We start from the raw sequence: 23,056 nt of genomic DNA, 5'->3' as shown, positions 1-23,056 counted from the left end.
GCACGCGGCTAGCCCGCCGGGGCCGGTGCGGGTTCCGCGGGCGCGGCCGGGGCTGCCGGGGGTGCCTCCGGCGCCGGGGCGGGGGCGGGCGGCGGCGCCCCGCCGTCGGCGGGGGGCGGGACGTCTTGCGGCGCCTGGGTGGCCTGGGTTGCGGGCGCCTGCGGTTGCGTCACGGCGGGCTGCTGCCCGGGCAGGTGCTGATTGTTCGGCGGGATGGCGTCCGGCGCGGTGCTGGCCTGGGTGGGCTGGGTCGGCGCCTGAACCGGTATCGGCGGCATCGTCAGCCGCTCCTCGGGAATGTCGGGCGGGGCGATCGGCGCCTGACCGTTGATCAGCAGCTGGCCCTTGGCGCTGTTCACCAGCGTGGCCCAGCCACCGTTGCCCAGCGTGGCGCCGACGCTGCACGCGACCTCGCGGCTACCGGCCGACCAACTCGGCAGCGACACCGTCGGATAGATCAGCGTCAGCGTGGTGGTGCGCAGCTTGGTCGGCGCCAGGTAGGCGTCCGTCATCTTGGTGCACGAGTCCTTGATGAACCCGTCCTGGTCAGGCTCGGACGGCAGCGGACCGGGAAACTTCTCGGCCAGGTTCACCGTGCCGGTGACCTCCATCGCGTGCGGGGTCGCGCAGTCGACCGGCACGTCGGTGGGCTGGTTGATCGCCGGGTCGATGCCCAGGCAGGTGCCGGTCGGCCAGACCTTGGACTGGTCGACGTCGGCGACCTTGCCCTTGAATGCCTGCTGCTGATTGTTGCCGCCCGGCAGCTGCAGCCCGCACAGCATGCGGCGGTCGCCGGACTGGCGCCAGGCCCGGTCGCCGGCCCACAGCAGGCTGACCATGAACTTGCTGTTGGGATCGAACTTGGCGCCCAGGTAGTTGTGGACCGCCGGCTCGCACTGTTCCTGGGTCATCTGCTGGATCCGGGCCGGCGAGGGGGGAGCGGCGCTGGGCCCGTACTCCGAGCCGGGGAAGGTCCGCATGTCGACGGACTCGGCGACCTCGAACTTGTGGTTCTCGGTGCAGCTGACGATGCTCGCGGACTCGGGGGTGGCGTCCGGCCACATCAGGCAATCGCCGGCCTTGGCGCGGCTGAACGCAGCGTCGCTCTTGGTGGCGGTGTTGGGCACCGGGTCGATGTAGCCGGCCAGCCGCCCGGGCCCGCCGCCGACCGGAATCGCGGTGACCAGTCCGGCGATCAGCAGGCCGCCGAGCGCGGTGAGCAGCAGCGCCCGCCTGGTCGCCGTCGCCTGCAGGCTGCGCGGCCATTGGAAGCCGCCCGGCGGTTGTTTCGCCGCGTCGTCGCGGGAGCCGGCGTTCTCCGAACTGGAGGCGCTGGCTTCCGAAATTTCCTTCTCCGGCGCTTGCGACATCGGCTCCATTCTGACAGGGCCGCATGAGTGGCGTGACAAAAGTTGCAGATGTGGTATGTGGGGCGGTGGTTGGCGGGGTGGCCTGGCATCTCGCCGGGCCCGCAAAAGTAGTGTCGGGGCCGTGATCGACCTGAAGCTGCTCCGGGAAGACCCCGACGCCGTGCGCCGTTCGCAAGTCAGCCGAGGCGAAGACCCGGCGCTCGTGGACGTCTTGCTGGCCGCCGACGCCGAGCGCCGCTCGGCGATTTCGGCCGCCGACGGCTTGCGCGCCGAACAGAAAGCCGCCAGCAAGAGCGTGGCAGCCGCGTCGGCCGAGGAACGCCCCGCCAAGCTGGCGCGCGCCAAGGAGCTCGCCGAGCAGGTGAAGGCCGCCGAAGCCGCTCAGGTGAACGCCGAGGCCGCGTTCACCGCCGCACACATGGCGATCTCGAACATCATCGTCGACGGGGTGCCTGCCGGCGGCGAGGACGACTACCGCGTCCTCGACGTGGTCGGCGAGCCGGCGACGATCGAAAACCCCAGGGACCATTTGGAACTCGGCGAGTCCCTCGGCCTCATCGACATGCAACGCGGCGCCAAGGTGGCCGGCTCGCGGTTCTACTTCCTGACCGGCCGAGGCGCCCTGCTGCAGTTGGGCCTGCTGCAGCTGGCGCTGCGGCTGGCCGTCGAGAACGGCTTCATCCCGATGATCCCGCCGGTGCTGGTGCGCCCGGAGGTGATGGCCGGCACCGGATTTCTGGGCGCCCACGCCGACGAGGTGTACCGGGTCGAGGCCGACGACCTGTACCTGGTGGGGACGTCCGAGGTGCCGCTGGCCGGTTACCACTCCGACGAGATCCTGGACCTGTCCGGCGGGCCGCGGCGCTACGCGGGCTGGTCGTCGTGCTTCCGGCGGGAGGCCGGCAGCTACGGCAAGGACACCCGCGGCATCATCCGGGTGCACCAGTTCGACAAGGTGGAGGGGTTCGTCTACTGCGCGCCCGAGGAAGCCGAGGCCGAACACCAACGGCTGCTCGGCTGGCAGCGCGAGATGCTCGCCCTGATCGAGGTGCCGTACCGGGTGATCGACGTGGCCGCGGGTGACCTCGGCTCGTCGGCCGCGCGCAAATTCGACTGCGAGGCATGGGTTCCCACCCAGGGGACCTATCGCGAGCTGACGTCGACGTCGAACTGCACGACGTTTCAGGCGCGCCGGCTGGCGACACGCTACCGGGACGACGCGGGCAAGCCGCAGACCGCGGCCACGCTCAACGGCACGCTCGGCACCACCCGGTGGCTGGTCGCGATCCTGGAGAACCACCAGCGGCCCGACGGCAGCGTGCGGGTGCCGGCGGCGCTGGTGCCGTTCGTGGGCACCGAGGTGCTCGAACCCTAGGCTTCCATGTCGGCGAAGGTGGGGCTGCCCGCCTCCAGCGGGACGCGGGCGGCCCGCGCGGTGAAGCTGATCGCGTGATACCACCCGCACAGCATGGTGAGGTCGAGAAGCTCGCGTTCGTCGAACTCGCCGCGCAGCGCCGCCCACAGGGCGTCGTCGATGTCCCGGTGGTCGCACAGCGCGTCGACCGCGCGAATCAGCAGCCGATCGCGCTCTGCGGCCCAGCACGGGTCGTCGGGAGCGCCGTGGGTCAGGGAACGGACCTGGTCCCGGTCAAACCCCGCCCGCTGGGCGAAAAAAGCGATGTGCACGCCCCATTCGTACTCGCACGCGCAACGCGCGCAGGTGCGGTCGATGACGATCTCGCGATCGCGCAGGGATAGCGACAGCGCGCGGCTCAGCTCGTAGCTGCCCCACAGCGTCATGGCCTCGGCCATGGGCAGGTTTCGCACCACGGTGCGAAACAACGCGATCGGCGGGACCCCCGGCGGCATCATCTTGTCCAGCTGGGCGGCCACCGCCGGCTCGTGGGGCGGGTCGAGGGCGCCGATCCGAGGCGTTACTATTTCCGTAACCATGAGGGAAGAAACTACGTTACGGAAAACGAAACGTCAATCGGGGGTCCGCCCGGGCGCGCCGGTGCGCGGGTCGACGACGGGACGGCCGCTGATGGCCGCGCTCGACCTGCTCGGCCGGCGCTGGTCGCTGCGGATCCTGTGGGAGCTTCGGGACGGCCCGCTCGGAGCCCGCTCGTTGCGCGACCGGTGCGACGGCATGTCGCCCAGCGTCTTGTATGACCGCCTCGGTGAGCTGACCGACGCGGGCCTCGTCGTGCAGCGAGACGACCAGGGTTACGAACTGAGCGAGCAGGGTCGCTCCCTCGGCAAGGCGCTCACCCCGCTGGAGCGCTGGGCTCAGCGTTGGGCCGAGACGACGCCGTGAATCAGGCGTTCACCGGCTCGCGGGCGCGCTCGTGGCGGCGCATCCGCTCCATGGTGGCGAAGTACCAGGCCAGCGGGAAGGAAAAGCTGGTGAAGAAGCTGGCCAGGAAGAACAGCCACGGGCGCCGGACGCCGCGCCGGTAGCCGTCGACGATCGTAAACACCGGCAGCAGAATGACATTCGAGATGATGTAGTCCTGGCTGCCCGAACCGGCGGCCGGGTTGCCGAACTGCTGCGCGAGGAAGTGCGGGTAGCTGGCCGGCCCCGAGACGATGCTGCCCTCGCCGTGCGCGGCGAGCACGAAGTGAATGTTGAAGTACCAGCCCAGCACGATCGAGGCGATGCCCGCGGCGTAGTACACGAGTTCCAGCGGCGAGAACCACGGTCCGTCTGCGGGTTTGGCGTAGATCTTCGGGTTCGACGCGATAATCCAGCCGATGACGGCGATCCCGAGGATTGCGTGAATGTAGAGCCAGATCATGGGCGAAGTGTCACCCTCATCCCGAAGTTTTGTCAATATTGACACACAAATACTGGGGTACCTTACTGAGATGGTCAGGCCCGCGCAGACGGCGCGCAGCGAACGCACCCGGGAGGCGCTGATACAGGCCGCGCTGGTGCGGTTCCTCGCCCAGGGCGTCGAGGAGACGTCGGCCGAGCAGATCGCGGCGGACGCCGGGGTGTCCCTGCGGACGTTCTATCGCCACTTCCGGTCCAAGCATGACCTGCTGTTTGCCGACTACACCGGGTTGAACTGGTTTCGCGCCGCGCTGGACGCCCGTCCCGCCGATGAGCCGATCATCGATTCGGTGCAGTCGGCCGTCTTCTCGTTCCCGTATGACGTTGAGGCCGTGGCGAAGATCGCCGCGCTGCGGGGCGGCGAGATCGATCCCGGCCGCATCGTGCGCCACATCCAAGAAGTGCAGGCCGACTTCGCCAATGCCATCCAGGACCAACTGCACCGGCGTAGCTGCGCCGCGGCCGCGACGCCGGATGCCCGGCTGCGCGCCGCGGTGACCGCGCGCTGCATCGCCGCGGCGGTGTTCGGCGCGATGGAATTCTGGATGATCGGCGAGGATCGGACGCTGGGCGAGCTGGCGCGGGTGTCCCACGTCGCGCTGGAGTCGCTGCGGGCCGGGATCACCGACGCCTGGGCCACCGGGGCCTGACCCCGGTTTCGTCACAATTGACAAAACTTCGCCGCCGTGCCAGCCTCCTTTCCTGGAGGGCAGGGACATGACTGAATATGACGCGATCGTCATCGGCGCGGGACACAACGGGTTGGCCGCGGCGGTGCTGCTGCAGAAGGCCGGCCTGCGAACGGTGTGCCTCGACGCCAAGCTGTATGCCGGCGGGATGGCTTCCACCGTCGAGCTTTTCGACGGATACCAATTCGAGATCGCCGGCTCGGTGCAGTTCCCGACGGCGTCGGTGGTGGTCCAGGAGCTGGGCCTGGACACCCTCGAGACGCTCGACCTGGAGGTGATGTCGGTCGCGGTGCGGGGCGTGGGAGACGATCCGCTGATCCAGTACAGCGACCCGATCAAGCTGTTCACCCACCTCAACGAGGTGCACGGCGCGGACGCCGTCAACGGGATGGCGGGCCTGATGGCCTGGAGCCAGGCGCCGACGCGGGCGCTGGGGCGCTTCGAGGCGGGGACGGAGCCCAAGACCTTCGACGAGATGTACGCCTGTGCCACCAACGAATTCGAGCGCTCGGCCATCGACGACATGCTGTTCGGCTCGGTCACCGACGTGCTGGATCGCTACCTGCCGGACCGTGAGAAGCACGGCGCGCTGCGCGGCTCGATGACCGTGCTGGCCGTCAACACCCTCTACCGCGGGCCGTCCACGCCGGGCAGCGCGGCGGCGCTGGCCTTCGGGCTCGGAGTCCCCGACGGCGACACCATGCAGATGAAGAAGCTGCGCGGCGGCATCGGCGCGCTCACCGCGCACCTGGCCGAGCTGTTGGAAAGCCAGGGTGGCGAGGTGCGGCTGCGCACCAAGGTGACCGAGATCCTGGTCGCCGACGGGCGGGTGACCGGAGTGCGCACCGAGGCGGGCGACACCCTGACGGCGCCGATCGTCGTCTCGAACCTCGCGCCGGACCTGACGCTCAACGAGATGATCGATCCCGCGGCGCTGCCGGCCGACATCCGCGAGCGGTACGCGGGGATCGACCACCGCGGCAGCTACCTGCAGATGCACTTCGCGCTGGACGAGGCGCCCGAGTTCGCCTCGCCTTACGAGGCGCTCAACGAGCCTGCGATGCAGGCCTCGATCGGCCTGTTCTGCACCCCGGAGGAAGTCCAGCAGCAGTGGGAGGACGCGCGGCGCGGCATCGTGCCGGCCGACCCGACCGTGGTGTTGCAGATCCCCTCGCAGAACGATCCCGACCTGGCCCCCGAGGGCAAACACGCCGCGTCGGCGTTCGCGCTGTGGTTCCCGATCGAGGGCGGCGCTGACTATGGCCAGACGAAGGTCGAGATGGGCCAGCGCGTCATCGACAAGATCACCCGGCTGGCGCCGAACTTCGAGCGCAGCATCATCCGGCACACCACGTTCACGCCGAGGCACATGGGCGTGATGTTCGGCGCCCCGGGCGGCGACTACTGCCATGGGCTGTTGAGCTCGGATCAGATCGGGCCGAACCGGCCGGGCCCGAGAGGCTTTCGCGGCCAACCGATCCCGATCCAGGGGCTGTACCTTGGCGGCGCGGGATGCCACGGTGGTCCGGGCATCACGTTCATCCCCGGCTACAACGCCGCCCGGGCGGCACTGGACGACTTGGGCCGCTAAGGGCCGCTAACCCCGCTCGCGCAGCAATTCGTCCAGCAGCGCGACGAACTCGTCCGGGCGCGCCGGCGTGAAAGCCGGGCTCGGCCAGGTGCCCGGGACGTCCAGGGTGACCAACGTGGACTTGAACGGCCGTTGCACGTCCAGGGGCAGCCAGCGGCGCAGGTCGGAGCTGCCCCAGATGCGGAAGCGCTGCATGAACATGCCCAACGCCTCGGCCGTGTACCCGTCGATGGTGTCCAGCGCGATGACCTTCGACGTGCCGGAAGGAAAGTGGTAGCGGCGCAACGTGATCGCCGCGCGATCCAGTTGGACGAGGCCGTCATCGTAACTGGAGTTCATTTCCGAGTGCTTCGCAGTTCATGGCCGCGCGCGGTGAGACACCGGCCGTCGTCCAGGCGCCACTGCCACCCGTGCAGGTTGCACGTCAGCGTGTCGTCCTCTATCACACCGAATTTGGACAGGTCGGCCTTGAGGTGGGGGCATCGACGCTGAATTTCCCAGCCGTCCATCGTGATCGAAGCGGAGTCGTCGTGGGTCTCGGCGAACCAGCCGTCGGCGTAGGCGATCCGTTCGTCGGTCAGGCACTTGAAGAACGTGTACAGGTATTCGTTGTAGCCGCCCACCCGCCACGCGGTGAAACGGGTGGATAGGAAGATGGTGTTGACCCAGTCGGGCTCGTGATCGCGCAGCACGGTGCGCACCAACTCGGGCGCGATGGCAAAGCCGTAGCGGATCTTTTCGGCGGGAATCCGTTCGCGCACGGTCCTTTTCGGGAAGTCCAGGATCACCGTCTCGGGGCCGATGACGAGCTCGACGGGGTAGCCGATGCCGTCGCAGATCTCGTCGCTCTGCAGCATGATCGGCTCGAACAGCGCGCGCAGTTGGTCCAGCAGCGGCTCGCCGGTGGCGGGGGCCCAGCTCGCGCGCTCGGCGGCCAACACCGGGGCCATCCGGTCGGCGTAGTCGGCGATGTAGGCCGCTTTTCCGGTGGTGAAGATGGCCTCGACCTGGTCGTCGGGCAACGGGTGGCGAAGCCAGTTCAGCGTCGTGCCGGTGAAGTCCGCGGTCGACCCGGGCATCATGAGCAGGCCGCCGTCGTGCCCGTGGGTGCGCATCTGCTCCAGGAAGACGATCTGGTCGGGGAAGATGTTGGCCGGATCGCTGTGGTCGTCGTTGAGGTGGCGCAACTCTGGGTCCAAAAAGCACGGCGGCCCGGCCGACGGTACGACCCAGGTCGCCCCGACCTGGGCGATGTACTGCCGGGCGCGGTCCATTCCGCGCTGCCGCTTCTGGATGCCGAACGACTCCTTGGCGCGGGCCGGCATGTCGTAGACCATCGGGTACCAGATGGCCCCGGAGTACTGCAGCAGGTGCACGTCGACCTGGCCGAAGTCGGCGGCCAGCACGTCCAGGTCGACCGGCCGGGCGTCGTTCATGTTGAAAACGGTTGTGTCGCCGTCGGAGACGACCAGCGCCGAATCGCCGATCGGGCCGTCGGCCGGGGCGCGCAGCGCGATGATCATGATGTCGAGGTCGCCCTTGGGCCCGCTGATCCGGTGCGTGGTCGAGTCGGTGGTCTCGAAAAACCGGTGAAACCCCAGCTTCTGCAATTCGTTTCGCAGGTCGGGGACCGGGAAGTCGGGCAGCAGCACCACCGCGTCCTTGTTGACGTGCTCGCGCAGATTCTTGGCGTCGAAGTGGTCCTTGTGCAGGTGCGAGACGTACAGGTAGTCGCAGTCGCCCAGCTGGTCCCAATCCAGCGCGCTGTTGTCCGGGAAGGGGAACCAGGACGCGAAGTAGGCGGGATTGACCCAGGGGTCACAAAGGATGTTGCCCGCGCGGGTCCCGATTAGGAATCCGGCGTGGCCTACGCTCGTGACCTGCACTGATACCTTTCAGGGACGTGAGGGGCCAGCCCCCCGGTTGACGGCTTTTCAGCCCCCGAGCTTAGCGCGAGGCCGCGCCTTGGTTCTCGTCCGAGACGGCTCACAGTCGGGAGCACTAGGCTGAAGCGCTGTGGAACCGGTATACGGGACAATCATCCAGCTTGCCCGCCTGGTCTGGCGCATCCAGGGTCTCAAGATATCCGTTTCGGGCGTGGAGAACCTGCCGAAGACCGGCGGCGCCGTCATCGCGATCAACCACACCGGCTACCTGGACTTCACCTTCGCGGGTTTGCCCGCGTACAAGCAGGGCCTCGGGCGCAAGGTGCGGTTCATGGCCAAGCAGGAGGTGTTCGACCACAAGATCACCGGGCCCATCATGCGCAGCCTGCGGCACATCCCCGTCGACCGGCAGGACGGGGCGGCGTCCTACGAGGCGGCCGTCCGGAACCTCAAAGACGGCGAGCTGGTCGGGGTGTATCCCGAAGCCACGATCAGCCGCAGCTTCGAGATCAAGGAGTTCAAGTCGGGCGCGGCCCGGATGGCGATCGACGCGGGCGTCCCGATCGTTCCGCACATCGTCTGGGGCGCGCAGCGGATCTGGACCAAGGGGCACCCCAAGAAACTGCTCAGGCCGAAGGTGCCGATCGTGGTGCTGGCCGGTGAACCGATCGAGCCGACGCTGGCCATCGAGGAGCTGAAGGGGCTGTTGCATTCGCGGATGCAACATTTGCTGGAGCGGGCCCAAGAGCTGTATGGACCCCATCCGGCCGGGGAGTTCTGGGTGCCGCGCCGCCTGGGCGGCGGTGCCCCATCGTTAGCCGAGGCCGCCCAGATGGATGCCGAGGAGGCCGCCGCGCGGGCCGCCCGCCGCGCCCGGGCCACTGGGGCGCCGGAGCAGTAACCGATGGCCGAGCCGACCTTTCGCACGCTCGAGATCCTGGCCCAGCTCGTCGTCCTGGCCACCGGCACGCGAATCACCTACGGCGGCGAGGAGAACATCCCCGATCGCGGCGGGGCCGTCATCACGATCAACCACACCAGCTACGTCGACTTTCTGCCTGCCGCATTAGCCGTGCATCGGCGCCGCCGTCGGCTTAGATTCATGATCAAAGCCGAGATGCAACAGGTGAAGGTGGTCAATTTTCTGATCAAGCACACTCGCACCATTCCCGTGGATCGTGGCGCCGGGGCGGACGCCTACGCGGTGGCCGTGCGGCGGCTGCGCGAGGGCGAGCTGGTGGGTGTCTACCCGGAGGCCACGATCAGCCGCAGCTTCGAGCTCAAGGAATTCAAGACGGGCGCGGCCCGGATGGCCACCGAAGCGAACGTCCCGATCGTCCCGGTGATCGTGTGGGGTGCGCATCGGATCTGGACCAAGGACCATCCCCGAAACGTCGGTCGCAAGAAGCTGCCGGTCAGCGTGCAGGTGGGGGCGCCGTTGCGGGCCGCCGAGGACGTCGAGTCCACCAACGCCGCCTTGCGCGAATCGATGACGGCGCTGCTGCACCGCGCGCAGCGGGACTATCCGCAGCCCGCCGGCGCCTACTGGGTGCCGCGCCGGCTGGGCGGCGGCGCGCCGACCCCGGGTGAGGCGGCGCAGATAGAGGCCGACGAGGCGGCGGCAAGGTCGGCCAGGCGGGCGGCCCACCGCAGCCCGCATCAGGCGCGGTAGGGGGAAGGAGAGGAACATGGCAGAGCCGTTTTTCCGCTTGGCGGAGATCGTTGTTCCGGCGTTCGCCGCGATGAACGGAACCAAGCTCAATTACGAAGGCTTGGAGAACATTCCGGCGCGGGGCGGCGCCTTGATCGTGCTCAACCACACCAGCTACCTGGACTGGATGCCGGCGTCGCTCGCCGCCCACGAACGCAAGCGACGGCTGCGCTTCATGATCAAGGCCGAGATGGCCGACGTGAAGGCGGTCAACTTCGTGATCAAGCACTGCCAGCTCATTCCGGTGGACCGCCGAAAGGGGGACGAAGCGTACGCGGTGGCCGTGCAGAAGCTGCGCGAGGGCGAACTCGTCGGGCTGCATCCCGAGGCCACCATCAGCCGCAGTTTCGAGCTGCGGGAGTTCAAGTCCGGGGCGGCCCGCATGGCGCTGGAGGCCCGGGTGCCGATCATTCCCATGATCGTCTGGGGTGCACACCGGATTTGGCCCAAGGACCATCCGAAGAAGGTGTTCCGCAACAAGGTTCCGATCACCGTGGCCGCCGGGCGGCCGCTAGCGCCGCAGGGCAACACCGAGCAACTGATCGCCGCGGTGCGCCAGGCGATGAACGCGATGCTGTATCGCGTGCAGGAGGAGTATCCGCATCCCGAGGGCGAGTTTTGGGTGCCGCGACGCCTCGGTGGCGCCGCGCCGAACCAGGACGACTCCCGGGCGATCCGGCTTTCCGAGTTGCAGGAGCGGATCAAACGGTCCGGCACCGACGGCGTGACGCGGCCCGGCCAGACCCAAAGCGGATTGCACTGAGAGAAGGCGGATTCTCTCGATGACCTTGCCGGCGCTGATCGCCTGCGACGTCGACGGCACCCTGTTCGACGAAAGCGAAACCATCTCCCCGCGCACCCGTGACGCGGTGCGTGCCGCCGTCGCCGCCGGGGCGCAGTTCGTCGTGGCGACCGGCCGCCCGCCGCGTTGGATAAGGCCCGTGGTGGAGGCGCTCGGCTTCGCGCCGATCGCGGTGTGCGCCAACGGCGCCGTCCTGTACGACCCGGCGAACGACCGCGTCCTCTCGTCGCGAACGCTGGCCGTCGACACCCTGGCGGAGTTGGCCGAGCTGGCGACGCGCGTCATCCCGGGCGCCGGGCTGGCGGTGGAGCGGATCGGCGAACGGGCCCACGACACGGCGACCCCCCAGTTCATCAGCTCGCCGGGCTATGAGCACGCGTGGCTCAACCCGGACAACACCGAGGTGTCGATCGCCGACCTGCTGAGCGCCCCGGCGATCAAGTTGCTGATCCGCAAGGCCGGCGCCCGCAGTTCGGACATGGCCGCCGAGCTCGCCAAACATGTTGGCATCGAAGGCGATATCACCTACTCCACCAACAACGGCCTGGTCGAGATCGTGCCGCTGGGGATCAGCAAGGCCAGTGGTGTGGAGGAGGTCGCCAAGCCACAGGGGATCACCAGCGAGGAGGTGGTGGCGTTCGGCGACATGCCCAACGACATCCCCATGCTGCTGTGGGCGGGCCACGGCGTGGCCATGGGCAACGCCCATCCCGACGTGCTGGCGGCCGCCGACGAGGTGACCACCCCCAACAGCGACGACGGCGTGGGGCGGGTGCTGGAACGCTGGTGGCTTTAACGCCCTAGCCTGCGGGTGTGATTGCGGCCGCGAGTTGTTGGGGCAGGTAGTTGACCATCAGGGGGACGAGCCCCATGAACGGCGTGCCGAAGATGGTCACGAGTAGGGGCACACCACCCGGGAACCCGCTGAAATCTACCGTGGCGGTAATGGGATGGGGCGGAACGAGAATGCCGTCGAAAGGCAGGTGCAGAGTGATCGGCAGGGTGGTGCTGACAGGGCCAATGATCGGCACGGTGACATTTATCGGTACCGGGATCGTCATGTCCACGATGGTTTCGCCGTTCAGGAAGCCGTTGGCCACGACGGCCGGAGCGTTCACGAGTGCGCCGAACGCTCCTACCGGGTCGCCGGCCAACAGGGCCGTCTGGACCGCCGTCGCGCTGGTCGCGAGCCCCGTGAGCGTCGCGAGCGGCGCACCCGCGGCCGCGTAGGTGATCACCAACGGCAGCCCGAAGACAGCGCTCAGCGATCCTGTCGTCGGACTTGCCAGCGGCAACGAAGCCGTGGCCGAAATGCTCGGAATAGTAAGCTTATTGAGCACATTGGTGAAGTTCTGCGCCATCTGCCTGGGGATCGACGGAGGCATCAGGTTGGTGAAGTACTGCGCCTCCTGCCCGGGAATGTTGGCGAGCGCGAACAGATTTCCCAGCGGGCCAAGGAGGGTCGGAGTGACGGCGACATTCACCGTGGGAAGGACTGGGGGGAAGATGCTTCCCCCCGTTATTGTGATCACCGGGGTGCCCGGGTCGGCGCCCGTCACCAGGAGATTGGCGAAGGCCTGCGCGACGTCCTGCACCGCGCCGAAGTAATTGCCCGCCAGGACGGCCTGCAGGGCCACCTGCAGCTGCGCGCCGAAAGCGGGCAGGCCGGCGATAATGCCGGTCGTCGCGGCGTAGAGGTTGGTCACGAACTCCTGGGCGAAGCCGATCTGGGTGGTGACGAACCCCTGCAGCGCCGTAACCGGATTGAATGCCAGCAGTTGCTGGATGGCGGCCTGGATGGTCGCCGGCAAATTCGCCAACACGGCCGGGAAGTTCTGGATGGTGTAGGCGAGGGCGGTCTCGATCTGCTGCCAGTAGCCCATCTGGTTGGCGATGACCTGGCGCAGGAACGGGAACGGGTCGGCGGCCCAGGCGCCGAAGACGGACTGCAGGTTCGCCGAAGTCGTGGCGATCAGTTGCCCGTACGCACCGCCCGGGACGAAAGCGGCGGCCGCGCCGCCGAGCGCCTGGGCGGGCGCATTCACCGTGCTCAGCAGGCCCTGCTCGGCGTTGGCGATCTCCGTACCGAGGTACGCCGCCGCGCCACCGTTCAACAGGCCGACGAACTCGTCGTGGAACACCGCCGCCTGGGCCGCGGCGGCTTGGAATTCCCGGCCGTAGGTGCCGAACAGCTGGGAGATTGCCGTGGACACCTCGTCGGCCGCGGCGGCCGCCACCCCGGTCGTGGGGGCCGCCGCCGCGGTGGTGGCCTCAGTGAGGGAGGAACGGATACCCGCCAGGTTGTCGGCGGCGGCCGTCATCAGTTCCGGTTCTGCGATCACGAACGACACGGCCGTCTCCCCTCGACTCGGTCCCAACCGGGTGATTGCCAGGCAAAGCCGAGCCTACTGTGACCGAGCCCACATCAGGTCCGAAATGGCAGTCAAACTGTCTTTAGGTGGCTGTCGGATGGGTCGGTAGCGAGAAGTGTTCGGACGGCACGTCGGGGCCGCTCGGGGATTGGGTCGACAGCGGCGTCGTGATGCCATCGACGACCTCGGTGATGTTCCCCGTGAGCCGCTCGTAGTTCAGGACTCCGTGCTGGAAGTTCTGCGTAATGCGCAGTGGCTCTTGTATTTCCGCGCTGGTCGGCAACCCGAGCGGACCGCGTTCGTAGCTCAGCGAGGCCCAGGCGTCGTAGATGGCACCCGTCACCGGCTCCGCGCCGATCTCCGGTGACCAGTACATCGCGCCCTTGGCGAAGGTGGCGAAGCGGGCGCCGCCTTCCGCGCTGTCTTCCGGGGAGGTCGGTGCGCCCAGGACGCTGTTCATGCCGCCCATCGCGAGCCAGTGCTCGTAGATGGCGCCGCCCTTGAGCGCGTTGATCAATTCCTCCGGCGGATCGTTGAAATGCGAAGCGATATCCCGGATTTCGTCCATCAGCGCGTAGGCGGCGTTGCCCGGGCAGTCGGTGTTGCCGACGTCGCGGTGGGTGAAGATGGTGGGCAGGTTCGCGACGGCGCCCGCGGGAAAGGTGGTGTAGTGGCTGCCGGCCGACTCCAGGGCCACCGTCCCCTTGGGGTCGACGCCGTCCATGCCGAGCCGCCAGCCGAGCAGCCGGCCCACGGTCCGCAGCTGGATCGGCGTCGGGGGCACGTCATCGAAGTTGCCGATCATCGCCACACCCCAGGTGTTGCGGTTGAAGCCGCCGGTGTGGAACGCCTCGACGGCCTTGGTCAGGCCCCCGGCGCTGCCCTCGAACACCTGGCCGTACTTGTCGACCAGCGCGTTGTACGCGATGTCGCACCAGCCCAGGGTCTTGCTGTGGTACGTGTAGATCGCCTTGACGATCCCGGCCGATTCCAGCGGGGAGTAGTCGTTGCTGCCCGCGGTGTGGTGGATGACGGCCGCGCGAATCCCGTTGTCGTACTGCGGACTACCGCATCGCAGCGACTCGTCGGCGCCCCATTCCGCCCGGCTGATGATGGCGGGCGGCTGGCCGGGCATCATGACTCCCGACGGCGGCGTCCATTGGGTCCTGGCCGGCGTTTGCGGCGGGGAGATGAGGATCGCCGAGATGTTCTCCGCGTACGGCTGGTCTCGGGACGCCGGCTTGTACCCTAGGCCGTCCGTGTTGGTCGCGGGAGGCACCGCCTGGGTCGTCGGCGCATCGACCGGGCGGGTCACCGCGATCTGGACCGTAGTGGTGGTGCCGACGAAGACCGGATCCGTGCTGCGCGGCCCCTCGGCCGATCCGCCGTCCGCGGGCCCTGTGTCGGGAGCCGACGTTTCGTACTCCGTCTGATACCAGGGACCCCAGGAGCCGTCGGGGTGCTTCGCGCGGACCCGGGTGGACGTGCCGGCGAGGTCCCCGGTGAGAGCCACCAACGAAAACGGTGTGTTCTGGGTGAGTTCGCGAACCGTGACCCCGCCCCCGAGCCCGATCAGCGGCTGCTCGGCCAGTTGGGTCTCGGGGGGCCGAGGTGGAGCGGAGGCTCGGCGGTCGCGCGTCGCGTCGCCCACCCAGGAAACGATGATGACCGTCGCCGCGATGGCGGTGAGCATCATCGTCGGCGCGCGACTCCGGGACACCAGCTGATGTTACTTGTGTTTCTGGTGTTATTTATGAGGCGACACGACGTGCGGCTTTAAATGTCCCCGAAAACCTGTTCGACGGCACCGCAGAGGGCGGACTCTGCGGTGCCGTCAGGGGACAGGTCCCTCGCGGTTTTAGTGGGGCAAAACGGGCGCGGCGGCGCCGGTCAGGGCGCCGGTGGCACCCGTCGCGGCCGGTAGCGCGCCCGCGGCGGCCGGCAGCGCGCCGGCGGCAGCGCCCGGCAGGGCACCCGCGGCACCCGGCAGGGCACCCGCGGCTCCCGGAAGGGCACCCGCGGCACCCGGCAACGCACCCGCGGCACCCGCGGCGGCACCCGGCAGGGCACCCGCGGCGCCCGGCAACGCGGCCGCCGCACCCGGCAGCGCGGCCGCGGCGCCCGGCAGGGCCTTGGCTGCACCCGGCAGCGCACCCGCGGCGGCCGGCAACGCGGCACCCGGCGCGGCGCCCGCGGCGCTCTGCTGGATGCCCTGCGTGATGGCCGGCATCGCCAAGCCCTTGAGCAGGTCGATGGCCTGGTTGAGGCCCAGCTGGTTGGCGGCCTGCATCAGGTCGTTCATCAGGCCGCCGCCGCCACCGGTGGAGGTACCGCCGGTGCCACCGGACGCGATCGGCGAACCGCCACCCAGCGTCGACGGGTCACCCAGGATCGGGTAGGTGCCGCCGGCACCCGGGTCCAATCCGGCCGTCGAGTCGATCGGCACCTCGCTGGGCGACAGGCCAGGAGTCGCCGCCCCGGGTGTGAGTCCGGCCGGGCTGGTCAGCCCCGGGTTGGCGAGCGCGGGGTTGAGCCCGGCGGCAGGCGTCGTCGGCACCGTGCCCGGCGTGGTGACCCCGGGCGTGCCCGGCGTCGTGGGCGGCAGGCCCGGGTTCGCCAAAGCGGGACTGGTCAGGCCCGGGCTAGTCAGCCCCGGGCTGGTCAAGCCCGGACTGGTCAGCCCCGGGCTGGTCAAGCCTGGGCTCGTGAGCCCCGGGCTCGTCAGGCCTGGGCTGGTCAGGCCTGGGCTGGTCAGGCCCGGACTGGTCAGACCCGATGTGGCGGCACTCGTCCCGCTGAGAGCGGGCACCGGCGGCAGGTTGATCCCGAACTGCGACAGGCCCTGCGAGAGCGCGCCCATCAGCTCGCCGGGCAGGTCGGACATCACCGCGGCCTGCTTGAACTCGTGGTGCTCGGCCGGCTTGCTGCCGGCGGTCGATTCGTAGACCAGGAAGTATGCGCAAGGACTCGCCACTGCCACAGCGGCGACCGCGCTCATGGCTGTCGAAAGCTTGCGTCGGCGTCGATTCGGCACGGAAGTCTCCTCGTATCTGGACAACTATTCGAACTGCTTGTTGTGTCGGCGTGCCCTGCCCGTCCTATCCGGCGTGAGCACACAGACTTGATGGTACGAGTGAGATTGCTGTGACTAGAGTGCTGATATTGAATCGTGAGGTAATTGGGACTCCGACTGTGACCGCCGATTCCGCCCGCGCCGAAGCGGGCGTTACCTGGACCAACCCCGACGCCGTGGCCTCGCCAAATGGGTTAGGGCCGCGCGGTCGGATACCCTAAGCAACCGATGACAGCTCGTTACGACCTCCTCGTCGTCGGCTCCGGTTTCTTCGGCCTGACCATTGCCGAGCGCGCCGCCACCCAACTCGGGAAGCGCGTGCTCGTCCTCGACCGGCGCCCGCACCTGGGCGGCAATGCGTACTCCGAGGCCGAACCCCAGACCGGCATCGAGGTGCACAAGTACGGCGCCCACCTGTTCCACACCTCTAATAAGAGGGTCTGGGATTACGTGCGCCAGTTCACCGACTTCACCGACTACCGCCACCGGGTGTTCGCGATGCACAACGGGCAGGCCTACCAGTTCCCCATGGGGCTGGGCCTGGTGTCGCAGTTCTTCGGCCGGTACTTCACCCCGGACGAGGCGCGGCGGCTGATCGCCGAGCAGGCCGCCGAGATCAACACCGCGGACGCGCAAAACCTGGAGGAGAAGGCGATCTCGCTGATCGGCCGGCCCCTTTACGAGGCGTTCGTCAAGGGCTACACGGCCAAGCAGTGGCAGACCGACCCCGCCACGCTCCCGGCGGCCGTCATCAATCGGCTGCCGGTGCGCTACACGTTCGACAACCGCTACTTCAGCGACACCTACGAAGGGCTGCCGGTCGACGGCTACACGGCGTGGCTGCGGCGGATGGCCGACGACGACCGCATCGAGGTCAGGCTGAACACCGACTGGTTCGACGTGCGCGACCAGCTGCGCGCGGAGTCGCCGGACGCCCCCGTCGTGTACACGGGGCCGCTGGACCGCTACTTCGACTACGCCGAGGGCCGCCTCGGCTGGCGCACACTGGACTTCGAGGTGGAAGTGCTGCCGATCGGTGATTTCCAGGGGACGCCGGTGATGAACTACAACGATCCCGACGTGCCCTACACCCGCATCCACGAGTTCCGCCACTTCCACACCGAGCGCGACTACCCGACCGACAAGACGGTCATCATGCGCGAGTACTCCCGCTTCGCCGAAGACGACGACGAGCCCTACTACCCGATCAACACCGAAGCCGACCGCGCCCTGTTGGCCGCTTACCGAGAACGGGCGAAGGCCGAGACCGCGTCTTCGAAGGTCCTGTTCGGCGGCCGGCTGGGCACCTACCAATACCTGGATATGCACATGGCCATTGCCAGCGCGCTGAGCATGTACGACAACACCCTGGCGCCGCACCTGCGTGACGGCGCACCACTCATGCAAGACGAAGGGGCGAACGCATGAGCGCGGTCAGCCTGCTGTCGCGAATCATCTTGCCGCGTCCGGGCGAACCCCTCGACGTGCGCAAGCTTTACCTCGAGGAGTCGACCACCAACGCGCGGCGCGCGCACGCGACGAGTCGCACCTCGCTGGAGATCGGCAAAGAGTCCGAGGTGTCGTTCGCGACGTACTTCAACGCGTTCCCGGCCAGCTACTGGCGCCGCTGGTCGATCTGCGCGTCGGTGGTGTTGCGGGTCGAGCTGACCGGGACCGGACGCGTCGACGTGTACCGGACCAAGGCCACCGGAGTGCGGATCTCGGTGGAGGGCCGCCAATTCGTCGGTACCGACGATCAGCCCGCCGTCGTCGAGATCGAGGTTCCCCTCAAGCCGTTCGAGGACGGCGGCTGGATCTGGTTCGACATCACCACCGACACGGTGGTCAGCCTGCTCAACGGCGGCTGGTACGCGACCGAGCCCGCTCCGGGCACGGCCAACGTCGCCGTCGGCATCCCCACGTTCAACCGTCCCGCCGACTGCGTCAACGCGCTGGCCGACCTCACCGCGGATCCGTTGGTGGACAAGGTGATCGGCGCGGTCATCGTGCCGGATCAGGGCGTGCGCAAGGTGCGCGACCACCCGGACTTCGCGGCCGCGGCCGCCGGCCTGGGCGATCGGCTGTCCATCCACGACCAGCCGAACCTCGGCGGTTCCGGGGGCTACAGCCGGGTGATGTACGAGGCGCTGAAAAACACCGACTGCCAACAGATCCTGTTCATGGACGACGACATCCGCATCGAGCCGGACACGATCCTGCGGGTGCTGGCGCTCAACCGCTTCGCCAAGACGCCGATGCTGATCGGCGGTCAGATGCTCAACCTGCAGGAGCCGTCGCACCTGCACATCATGGGCGAGGTCGTCAACCAGTCGAACTTCATGTGGACCGCCGCGCCGCACGCCGAGTACGACCACGACTTCGCCGAATTCCCGTTGAACGACAACAACGATCGGAGCGCGCTGCTGCACCGGCGCATCGACGTCGACTTCAACGGCTGGTGGACGTGCATGATCCCGCGCCAGGTCGCCGAGGAGCTGGGCCAGCCGGTGCCGTTGTTCATCAAATGGGACGACGCGGAATATGGTCTGCGCGCCGGCGAGCACGGCTATCCGACGGTCACCCTGCCCGGGGCCGCGATCTGGCACATGGCCTGGAGCGACAAGGACGACGCCATCGACTGGCAGGCCTATTTCCACCTGCGCAACCGGTTGGTGGTCGCGGCGCTGCACTGGGACGGCGACATCACAGGATTGGTCCGCAGCCACCTCAAGGCGACGCTGAAACACCTTGCGTGCCTTGAATACTCGACCGTCGCGATCCAGAACAGGGCGATCGACGACTTCCTGGCCGGTCCCGAGCACATCTTCTCGATCCTGGAATCGGCGCTGCCGGAAGTGCACCGCATCCGCAAGCAGTACCCGGACGCGGTCGTGCTGCCGGCCGCGAGCGAACTGCCGTCGCCGCAGAACAAGACCAAGGCGATGAAGCCGCCGGTGAACCCCGTCTCCATCGGCTACCGGCTGGCGCGCGGGATATTGCACAACATGACCGCGGCCGACCCGGACGCCCACACGCGTCCGGAGTACAACGTGCCGACCCAGGACGCGCGCTGGTTCCGGCTGTGCACGGTCGACGGCGTGACCGTCACGACCGCCGACGGCTGCGGCGTGGTCTACCGCCAGCGCGACCGGCGAAAGATGATGTCGCTGTTGGCCAAATCGCTGCGCCGTCAGCGCCGGCTGCTGGGCCGGTTCGACGAGATGCGCCGGGTCTACCGGGACGCGCTCCCCGCGCTGTCCAGCAAGCAGAAGTGGGAGACGGTGTTGTTGCCAGCCGGCGAACCCCAGCATGGTTGAAACGGCCGCCCCGCGCGGTGAGGTGGCGGCGCTGGTGGCCGTCCAGTCGGCGCTGGCCGATCGGCCCGGCGCGTTGGGTGCGGCCCGGGGGCTGTCCCACTTCGGGGAACACAGCATCGGCTGGCTGGTCGTGGCGCTGCTCGGCGCGGTGCTGATGCCGAGCCGTCGCCGCGAGTGGCTGGTGGCCGGGGCCGGCGCGTTCGTCGCGCACGCCGCCGCCGTGCTGGTCAAGCGCCTGGTGCGGCGCAAGCGGCCCCACCACCCGGCCGTCGCGGTGAACGTCGGCACGCCAAGCCAACTGAGCTTTCCCTCCGCGCATGCCACCTCGACCACCGCCGCCGCGATCCTGATGGGTCGCGCAACCGGGCTGCCCTTACCCGTGTTGCTCGTCCCTCCGATGGCGCTGTCGCGGATACTGCTGGGCGTGCACTATCCCAGCGACGTAGCCTTCGGCATCGCCCTCGGCGCCGCCGTGGCGGGGATCGCGGACCGAGCGCGAGAGGCTTTCGGCGAATGAGTGAAGACGTGGTGGTCGGCCCCCCGGCCAACCTGATCGTCGGGGTGGTCAAGGCGATCCGCCCGCGGCAATGGGTGAAGAACGTGCTCGTCCTGGCCGCGCCGCTGAGCGCGGCGGGCCGCGGCCACCGATACGACTACGGCCAGCTGGGAATTCAGGTGGCGGTGGCCTTCGCGGTGTTCAGCCTGGCGGCCTCGGCGGTGTACCTGATCAACGACGTCCGCGACGTCGAGGCCGACCGCGAGCACCCCACCAAACGGTTCCGCCCGATCGCGGCCGGTGTGGTGCCCGAGTGGCTGGCCTACGCCCTGGCCGTGGTGCTCGCGGTGGCGTCGCTCGGCGTGGCGTGGTGGCTGACGCCGAACCTGGCGGTGGTGATGGCGGTCTACATCGCCATGCAGCTGGGCTATTGCTTCGGCCTCAAGCACCAGGCCGTGATGGACATCTGCATCGTGTCGTCGGCGTACCTGCTGCGGGCCATCGCCGGGGGCGCGGCCACCGATACCCGGCTGTCGCAATGGTTCTTACTCATGGCGGCCTTCGCGTCGCTGTTCATGGTGGCCGGCAAGCGCTACGCCGAACTGCAACTGGCCGAGCGCACCGGCGCAGCGATCCGCAAGGCGCTGGAGAGCTACACCAGCACGTACCTGCGATTCGTCTGGACGATGTCGGCCACCGCGGTGGTGTTGTGCTACGGGCTGTGGGCGTTCGAGCGCGAACACGGCGAGGCGGGCTGGTTCGTGGTGTCCATGGTCCCGTTCACGATCGCGATCCTGCGCTACGCGGTCGACGTCGACGGTGGGCTGGCCGGGGAGCCCGAAGACATTGCGTTGCGTGACCGGGTGCTGCAGTTGTTGGCGCTGGCGTGGATCGCAACGGTTGGGGCCGCCGTTGCCTTCGGCTAGCCCCCAATTGAAGGCGCTTGGGGTGCTACGCCGGCCGGTGCTCCGGCGGGCCGGCCGGCCTTGGAAGACGGTCAAGTTCCCCTACGTCAACCCGGTGCGGGTCAGCCTGTGGATCAGTGTGGCGGTGGTGGCCGTCCTGTTCGGGTGGGGCGCGTGGCAGCGGCGCTGGATCGCCGACGACGGGCTCATCGTGCTGCGCACGGTGCGCAACTTGCTGGCCGGCAACGGCCCGGTTTTCAACCAGGGTGAGCGCGTCGAGGCGAACACCTCCACGGCGTGGACCTACCTGATGTATCTGGGCAGCTGGGTCGGTGGGCCGGTGCGCATGGAGTACGTGGCATTGGCGCTGGCCCTGACGCTTTCGGTGCTGGGCGTTGCTCTGCTGATGCTGGGCGCGGGCCGGTTGTACGCGCCCAGCCTGCGCGGCCGCCGGGCGATCCTGCTGCCCGCCGGGGCGCTGGTCTACGTCGCGCTGCCGCCGGCGCGTGACTTCGCCACGTCGGGTCTGGAGAGCGGCCTGACGCTGGCCTACCTCGGGCTGCTGTGGTGGATGATGGTGTGCTGGGCGCAGCCGGTGCGGGGGCGTCCGGCTGGCCCGGTCTTCATCGGCGCGCTGGCCTTCGTCGCCGGGTTCAGCGTTCTCGTCCGACCGGAGCTGGCGCTGATGGGCGGGCTGGCGCTGATCATGATGCTGGTCGCCGCCCCCGGGTGGCGGCGCCGGGTGCTGATCGTGGTGGCCGGCGGACTGCTGCCGGTCGGCTACCAAATCTTCCGGATGGGCTACTACGGCCTGCTGGTGCCCGGGACGGCGCTGGCCAAGGACGCGGCCGGCGACAAGTGGTCCCAGGGCATGATCTACCTCTCGAACTTCAACGCGCCCTACGCGGTGTGGGTGCCGGTGGTGCTGCTGGTGCCGCTGGGCGTGCTGTTGGTGATCGCCCGGCGACGCCCGTCATTCCTGCGCCCCGCGCTGTCGCCGGATTACGGACGCCTGGCGCGGGCGGTGCAGAGCCCGTCGGCGGTGGTCGCGTTCGTCCTCGTCAGCGGCCTGCTGCAGGGGCTTTATTGGATCCGTCAGGGCGGCGATTTTATGCACGCGAGGGTGTTGCTGGCACCGCTATTTTGTTTGCTGGCGCCGGTGGCGGTCGTGCCGCTCGCCCTGCCCGACGGCCAGGACTATTCGCGGGAGACGGGCTATTGGGCCGCCGGCGCCGCCGCCGCGCTGTGGCTGGGCGTGGCGGGCTGGTCGCTGTGGGCAGCAAACTCACCCGGGATGGGCGACGACGCCACGCACGTCACCTACTCGGGAATCGTCGACGAGCGCCGCTTCTACGCCCAGGCCACCGGGCACGCGCACCCGCTGACGGCCGCCGACTACCTGGACTACCCGAGGATGGCGGCCGTGCTGACCGCGCTGGACAACACCCCGGAGGGGGCGTTGCTGCTGCCGTCGGGCAACTACACCCAATGGGACCTGGTGCCGATGCTGCCGCCCGCGCCCGGGGACACCAAGGCGCCGCAAAAGCCGCAGCACGCGGTGTTTTTCACCAACCTGGGCATGCTCGGGATGAACGTGGGCCTCGATGTCAGGGTGATCGACCAGATCGGTCTGGCAAACCCACTGGCCCAGCACACCGAGCGGCTGAAGCATGGCCGGATCGGGCACGACAAGAACCTCTTCCCGGACTGGGTGATCGCCGACGGCCCCTGGGTCAAGGTATATCCGGGCATTCCCGGCTATTTGGACGTGAACTGGGTTGCTCAGGCCGTCGCTGCCCTGAAGTGTCCCGAGACCGACGCGGTGCTCAGCTCGGTCCGCGCCCCAATGACCTTGCACCGCTTCGTCTCCAACGTCGTGCACTCCTTCGCGTTCACCAAGTACCGAATCGATCGCGTTCCGCTGTACGAACTCGCGCGCTGCGGGCTGCCGGTGCCGGAGGCGATTCCACCGCCTCCGCGTGAGTAGGGGCGCCCGTCCGAAATTTTT

20 protein-coding genes and 1 pseudogene are annotated in these 23,056 nt (G+C 68.6%); 13 read left to right on the top strand and 8 right to left on the bottom strand.

The genetic code is table 11. From position 1 onward, the window contains the following. Window positions 1–8: 8 nt before the first annotated feature. The gene (locus AC5Y7V_RS00955) at window positions 9–1,379 is read right to left on the bottom strand and encodes a septum formation family protein (RefSeq protein ID WP_499878184.1); all 1,371 of its coding nucleotides are present in this window, start codon (window positions 1,377–1,379) and stop codon (window positions 9–11) included. 112 nt (window positions 1,380–1,491) lie between these two features. Between AC5Y7V_RS00955 and serS the strand changes: the two genes are divergently transcribed. Further along, window positions 1,492–2,745 carry a serine--tRNA ligase gene (gene serS / locus AC5Y7V_RS00950; RefSeq protein WP_499878183.1) on the top strand — a complete coding sequence of 418 codons (1,254 nt, stop codon included), beginning with the start codon at window positions 1,492–1,494 and terminating at the stop codon, window positions 2,743–2,745. Here the strand turns inward: serS and AC5Y7V_RS00945 are convergent. Then, entirely contained in the window at window positions 2,742–3,323 is a 582-nt protein-coding gene (locus tag AC5Y7V_RS00945; protein ID WP_499878182.1) for a carboxymuconolactone decarboxylase family protein, read from the bottom strand. The two genes, serS and AC5Y7V_RS00945, sit on opposite strands and share 4 nt — an antisense overlap. Between AC5Y7V_RS00945 and AC5Y7V_RS00940 the strand changes: the two genes are divergently transcribed. Next, entirely contained in the window at window positions 3,322–3,687 is a 366-nt protein-coding gene (locus AC5Y7V_RS00940; RefSeq protein WP_499878181.1) for a winged helix-turn-helix transcriptional regulator, read from the top strand. The two genes, AC5Y7V_RS00945 and AC5Y7V_RS00940, sit on opposite strands and share 2 nt — an antisense overlap. A 1-nt stretch (window position 3,688) precedes the next feature. Here the strand turns inward: AC5Y7V_RS00940 and AC5Y7V_RS00935 are convergent, their stop codons facing one another. Further along, on the bottom strand, window positions 3,689–4,168 hold the full coding sequence (locus AC5Y7V_RS00935) for a DUF2834 domain-containing protein (protein WP_499878180.1): 480 nt from the start codon (window positions 4,166–4,168) through the stop codon (window positions 3,689–3,691). Between the two features lie 70 nt (window positions 4,169–4,238). Between AC5Y7V_RS00935 and AC5Y7V_RS00930 the strand changes: the two genes are divergently transcribed. Then, window positions 4,239–4,856 carry a TetR/AcrR family transcriptional regulator gene (locus AC5Y7V_RS00930; RefSeq protein ID WP_499878179.1) on the top strand — a complete coding sequence of 206 codons (618 nt, stop codon included), beginning with the start codon at window positions 4,239–4,241 and terminating at the stop codon, window positions 4,854–4,856. 67 nt (window positions 4,857–4,923) lie between these two features. Then, window positions 4,924–6,486, top strand: a complete 1,563-nt coding sequence (locus tag AC5Y7V_RS00925) for a phytoene desaturase family protein (RefSeq protein WP_499878178.1) — start codon at window positions 4,924–4,926, stop codon at window positions 6,484–6,486. Between the two features lie 6 nt (window positions 6,487–6,492). On the opposite strand, the gene AC5Y7V_RS00920 is transcribed toward AC5Y7V_RS00925, so the two are convergent. Then, the gene (locus AC5Y7V_RS00920) at window positions 6,493–6,825 is read right to left on the bottom strand and encodes a hypothetical protein (RefSeq protein WP_499878177.1); all 333 of its coding nucleotides are present in this window, start codon (window positions 6,823–6,825) and stop codon (window positions 6,493–6,495) included. Next, the gene (locus AC5Y7V_RS00915) at window positions 6,822–8,372 is read right to left on the bottom strand and encodes a Rieske 2Fe-2S domain-containing protein (protein ID WP_499878176.1); all 1,551 of its coding nucleotides are present in this window, start codon (window positions 8,370–8,372) and stop codon (window positions 6,822–6,824) included. The genes AC5Y7V_RS00920 and AC5Y7V_RS00915 overlap by 4 nt, the downstream gene beginning before the upstream one ends. Window positions 8,373–8,502: 130 nt before the next feature. Between AC5Y7V_RS00915 and AC5Y7V_RS00910 the strand changes: the two genes are divergently transcribed. Genes AC5Y7V_RS00910 through AC5Y7V_RS00895 form a run of 4 tightly spaced genes read left to right on the top strand, consistent with a single transcriptional unit; the run spans window position 8,503 to window position 11,681 of the window. Beyond that, a complete protein-coding gene (locus AC5Y7V_RS00910; RefSeq protein ID WP_499878175.1) occupies window positions 8,503–9,273 on the top strand; it encodes a lysophospholipid acyltransferase family protein in 771 nt (256 codons plus the stop codon). Window positions 9,274–9,276: 3 nt separating this feature from the next. Beyond that, window positions 9,277–10,044: a lysophospholipid acyltransferase family protein gene (locus AC5Y7V_RS00905; RefSeq protein WP_499878174.1), complete on the top strand. Its 768-nt coding sequence runs from the start codon at window positions 9,277–9,279 to the stop codon at window positions 10,042–10,044. Between the two features lie 16 nt (window positions 10,045–10,060). Then, a complete protein-coding gene (locus tag AC5Y7V_RS00900; protein ID WP_499878173.1) occupies window positions 10,061–10,846 on the top strand; it encodes a lysophospholipid acyltransferase family protein in 786 nt (261 codons plus the stop codon). Between the two features lie 19 nt (window positions 10,847–10,865). Then, entirely contained in the window at window positions 10,866–11,681 is an 816-nt protein-coding gene (locus AC5Y7V_RS00895) for an HAD family hydrolase (RefSeq protein ID WP_499878172.1), read from the top strand. Between the two features lie 4 nt (window positions 11,682–11,685). Here AC5Y7V_RS00895 and AC5Y7V_RS00890 read toward each other — a convergent pair whose 3' ends face one another. The 3 genes and pseudogenes from AC5Y7V_RS00890 to AC5Y7V_RS00880 form a co-directional block, all read right to left on the bottom strand. After that, the gene (locus tag AC5Y7V_RS00890) at window positions 11,686–13,236 is read right to left on the bottom strand and encodes a PE family protein (protein ID WP_499878171.1); all 1,551 of its coding nucleotides are present in this window, start codon (window positions 13,234–13,236) and stop codon (window positions 11,686–11,688) included. A 103-nt stretch (window positions 13,237–13,339) separates the two neighbouring features. Then, entirely contained in the window at window positions 13,340–14,977 is a 1,638-nt protein-coding gene (locus AC5Y7V_RS00885; protein ID WP_499878170.1) for an N-acetylmuramoyl-L-alanine amidase, read from the bottom strand. Window positions 14,978–15,331: 354 nt separating this feature from the next. Next, window positions 15,332–16,291, bottom strand: a pseudogene (locus AC5Y7V_RS00880) (PirG); the annotation flags it as partial. A 267-nt stretch (window positions 16,292–16,558) separates the two neighbouring features. Between AC5Y7V_RS00880 and glf the strand changes: the two are divergent. The 5 genes from glf to aftB are packed head-to-tail and all read left to right on the top strand — an operon-like array spanning window position 16,559 to window position 23,035. Continuing rightward, entirely contained in the window at window positions 16,559–17,758 is a 1,200-nt protein-coding gene (gene glf / locus AC5Y7V_RS00875; protein ID WP_499878169.1) for a UDP-galactopyranose mutase, read from the top strand. Beyond that, on the top strand, window positions 17,755–19,647 hold the full coding sequence (locus AC5Y7V_RS00870; protein WP_499878168.1) for a glycosyltransferase: 1,893 nt from the start codon (window positions 17,755–17,757) through the stop codon (window positions 19,645–19,647). Before glf ends, AC5Y7V_RS00870 begins: the two co-directional genes overlap by 4 nt. Continuing rightward, on the top strand, window positions 19,640–20,164 hold the full coding sequence (locus tag AC5Y7V_RS00865) for a phosphatase PAP2 family protein (RefSeq protein WP_499878167.1): 525 nt from the start codon (window positions 19,640–19,642) through the stop codon (window positions 20,162–20,164). Before AC5Y7V_RS00870 ends, AC5Y7V_RS00865 begins: the two co-directional genes overlap by 8 nt. Continuing rightward, the gene (locus AC5Y7V_RS00860) at window positions 20,161–21,069 is read left to right on the top strand and encodes a decaprenyl-phosphate phosphoribosyltransferase (protein ID WP_499878166.1); all 909 of its coding nucleotides are present in this window, start codon (window positions 20,161–20,163) and stop codon (window positions 21,067–21,069) included. The genes AC5Y7V_RS00865 and AC5Y7V_RS00860 overlap by 4 nt, the downstream gene beginning before the upstream one ends. After that, window positions 21,056–23,035 (top strand): terminal beta-(1->2)-arabinofuranosyltransferase, encoded by a 1,980-nt coding sequence (gene aftB / locus AC5Y7V_RS00855; protein WP_499878165.1) that lies wholly within the window; start codon window positions 21,056–21,058, stop codon window positions 23,033–23,035. Before AC5Y7V_RS00860 ends, aftB begins: the two co-directional genes overlap by 14 nt. Window positions 23,036–23,056: the final 21 nt, after the last annotated feature.

This window comes from Mycobacterium sp. NGS34 (assembly GCF_059812845.1).
The sequence above is the reverse complement of the archived record's forward strand: the minus strand, read 5'-3'. Positions and strand labels throughout refer to the sequence as shown.